Origin of the sequence: Campylobacter concisus (assembly GCF_002092855.1) — a bacterium.
In the GTDB taxonomy this organism is placed as follows: domain Bacteria; phylum Campylobacterota; class Campylobacteria; order Campylobacterales; family Campylobacteraceae; genus Campylobacter_A; species Campylobacter_A concisus_AI.
Genome location: NZ_LVLC01000022.1, coordinates 1 through 307, shown reverse-complemented (window position 1 = coordinate 307; position 307 = coordinate 1). Strand labels below are relative to the sequence as shown.

General features: G+C 42.7%; 1 protein-coding gene. It reads left to right on the top strand.

Annotated features, from left to right (window positions below):
* Positions 1 to 61 precede the first annotated feature (61 nt).
* Positions 62 to 307: hypothetical protein (locus A3223_RS06730; protein ID WP_219336701.1), on the top strand; the 246-nt coding region annotated here is incomplete at its 3' end.

Sequence of the window (307 nt, the reverse complement as noted above, 5' to 3'; positions counted from 1 at the left end):
TGAAGCAAGAAAACCAGCGCTTAATCAGCAATCAACAAAAATTGAACGACTTGGAACTTCAATGCAAGAAATTAATGACCAAGGTAGTCATGCTGAACAAATCTACCAGCGAATTAGACCAGCAGTTCGCACCATTGCAGACGGCTTACAACGATTTACTGACGCAGTACACGGATTTGCAAAGCAAATTAAGCAACGACTAGCCGACCAGCATTTATATCAAGACGTGGCTAGTCGCTTCAAGGCCGATATGGCACGCAAAGAACAGGATAGACAAGAGACGATTAAACAAGACCTAGATAAACGA